The organism is Microbacterium sp. BF1 (genome assembly GCF_019279095.1).
GTDB lineage: Bacteria > Actinomycetota > Actinomycetes > Actinomycetales > Microbacteriaceae > Microbacterium > Microbacterium maritypicum.
Window position 1 is genome coordinate 1 of sequence record NZ_JAGYWT010000401.1, and the last position, 2302, is coordinate 2302.

Here is a 2302-nt window from a genome sequence, read left to right on the forward strand (position 1 = left end):
GCATCCCCTCGGGGGCGATCGCGTCCTGCGGCAACAGGCCCATCCGTCGGGCGAGGCGACTGGGCGAACCACGGGGGTGATCTCGCCTTCAGGCGCCGCCAGCGAGCGTCCCGCCTCGGGGCGCAGCGTCGACTTCCCGCGCCTCCGGCTCGTTCGTGTGATCGAGGGCCGCCGTCTAGGGTGGACGGATGTCTTCCGGCTTCGAATGGGAACCCTGGCTCGGCACGACGGTGGCGATCGCCGTCGCAATCATCTCGGTGGCCGCCGTCCTCACACTGCTGCACCTGCTCACGGCGCTGATCAGCCGCCGCCTGATATGGGTTCGCGAGTTCGCCCGCCGGGTGAGACGCGCGATGGCGTCCACAGCACTGGTCGTCGCCGTCTGGATCGGCTGCGCCGTTACGGCCCCGGCGGAACAGGAATGGTGGCCGCCGGTCTCGAGACTGTTCCTGATCACCACGATCCTCACAGGCTCGTGGTTGCTCGCCGCGTCGATCTCGTTCGGGTTCGAACGGCTCATCGCTCGCGAGGAGACCGTCCTGTTCGGGCCGGAGGCTCGGCGGCGACGCACGCAGCTCCTGGTGATCCACAGGCTGGTCCTCGTCACCATCGCCGTGCTCGCGCTCGGGACGGTGCTGTTCACGTTCCCTGAGATGCGGGCGGTCGGCACGAGCCTCCTCGCTTCTGCCGGGATCGCGAGCATCGTCGCCGGCCTTGCGGCGCAGTCGATCCTCGGCAACCTGATCGCCGGGGTGCAGGTGGCGTTCACCGACGCGATCAGAGTCGGCGATGTGGTCGTGATCGAAGGCGAATGGGGTCGTATCGGAGAGATCAACCTGTCGTACGTGGTCGTGTACATCTGGGACGAGCGTCGGTTGGTCGTCCCCTGTGGCTACTTCACCTCACGGCCGATCGAGACGTGGACGCGGCGGTCTGACAAGATCCTCGGCACGGTGTACCTGGATCTGGACTGGCGCGTGCCGATGGCTCCACTTCGGGCCGAGTTCCAGCGGATCATCGAGGAGTCAGCGGCGTGGGACCGCCGGTCTGCGAGCGCTCTGGTGACCGATGCGCAGGGCGGGTTCGTCACGGTGCGACTGGTCATGTCGGCGAAGGACTCCGACGATCAGTGGGCGCTGCGCTGCGAGGTGCGCGAGAAGATGATGAGCTGGTTGCAGCGCGAGCACCCCGAGGCGCTGCCCCGCACACGGATGGAGCTTCAGTCGGCCCCGGGGTCTTCATCGGAGGTGGGCTCCGCGGAGTCGTGAGTGGCGGCGGCCTCGGGGACGGGAGGTGCGACCGGGAACAGGACAGAGCTCAGGTCGCCGCTGGCCTCCGCGCCGAGGCCGATCGACAGCGGATCGACGACCGGCGCCGAGTCGAGCACATCCGTCTCGGAGCGCTCGAGCGGCTCCGAGGGCAGCACCCACTGGTTCTCTTGCTCTTCAGGCTTCTGCTGAAACAGTCCCATGGGTTCCATTGTGAACCCGCGTCGCAGCGAAGAGGCCGGATTCACACAGGATTGATCGGATGCGGCCCGCGCGGGTGACGACGTCAGGCCGTGGCCGCGCGGCGGAAGGTGAAGTATCCCGAGACGGCACCGTGATTCACCACGCCCGTTCCGGTGCTCATCACCCGATCGGGTGTGGTCGCGCCCGAGTCGACGAAGGCGTATCCGGTGTGCTCGAGTCGTCAGCCGACGCGCTCGACCTCGCCGAGGAAGTAGCCGACGCTCTCGTTCTGGTGGCACTCGTTCGCCGCCGAACCCCACGATGACGGGGCTCCGGTGAGACGGCTGACCTCGACGTGCAGGTGCAGCAGGGGGTCGCCGCGGGTGTGTGCCTCGCGTGCCGCGCCGAGCAGTCGTTCGGCTTCGTCTGTCGTCAGCATGATCCCCCTTCGATGCGCCGTCGGTCGACGGCTCATCTGCGAGCGTACGTCGGTGGGGCCTCAGACGGAGGCCGCACGCACGGCTTCGACGAGCGCGCGCCAGGGGCCGTCGAGCGCCGAGTCGGGCAGCTCCCGTTCGCGGCACTCCGACGGTGTGCGCGCCCGGATGCTCCACACGAACCGGTCGGCGCCGGATCCGGCGTCCGTCTCCTGGTCCCACGGGCAGCGGTCGATCAGGTCGATCCAGTGCACCGCATCGTCGGGCGCGGCCTCCACCCGCCATTGCCGGCGGATGCCGGCGATGCCGCCGGTGCGCACCACCGCGATCGCGACCTGCGCGTCAGTCGGTGGAGGGGACTCGCTCATCTCCATAGACTCCCACGGTCGTCCACGCGCGTCGAGCCGCTGCGGC

General features: G+C 68.9%; 4 protein-coding genes. 1 reads left to right on the forward strand and 3 read right to left on the reverse strand.

Annotated elements, in window-relative coordinates; genetic code table 11:
* Positions 1 to 188: 188 nt before the first annotated feature.
* Positions 189 to 1268: a mechanosensitive ion channel family protein gene (locus KZA10_RS12760; protein WP_218683059.1), complete on the forward strand. Its 1080-nt coding sequence runs from the start codon at positions 189 to 191 to the stop codon at positions 1266 to 1268.
* Here KZA10_RS12760 and KZA10_RS12765 read toward each other — a convergent pair.
* The 3 genes from KZA10_RS12765 to KZA10_RS12775 all read right to left on the reverse strand — a co-directional run bounded on the left by KZA10_RS12765 (position 1220) and on the right by KZA10_RS12775 (position 2256).
* On the reverse strand, positions 1220 to 1471 hold the full coding sequence (locus KZA10_RS12765; protein WP_055869227.1) for a hypothetical protein: 252 nt from the start codon (positions 1469 to 1471) through the stop codon (positions 1220 to 1222). The genes KZA10_RS12760 and KZA10_RS12765 overlap by 49 nt on opposite strands.
* Before the next feature lie 221 nt (positions 1472 to 1692).
* The gene (locus KZA10_RS12770; RefSeq protein WP_218683060.1) at positions 1693 to 1890 is read right to left on the reverse strand and encodes a hypothetical protein; all 198 of its coding nucleotides are present in this window, start codon (positions 1888 to 1890) and stop codon (positions 1693 to 1695) included.
* A gap of 60 nt (positions 1891 to 1950) precedes the next feature.
* The gene (locus tag KZA10_RS12775; RefSeq protein WP_141387268.1) at positions 1951 to 2256 is read right to left on the reverse strand and encodes a protealysin inhibitor emfourin; all 306 of its coding nucleotides are present in this window, start codon (positions 2254 to 2256) and stop codon (positions 1951 to 1953) included.
* Positions 2257 to 2302: the final 46 nt, after the last annotated feature.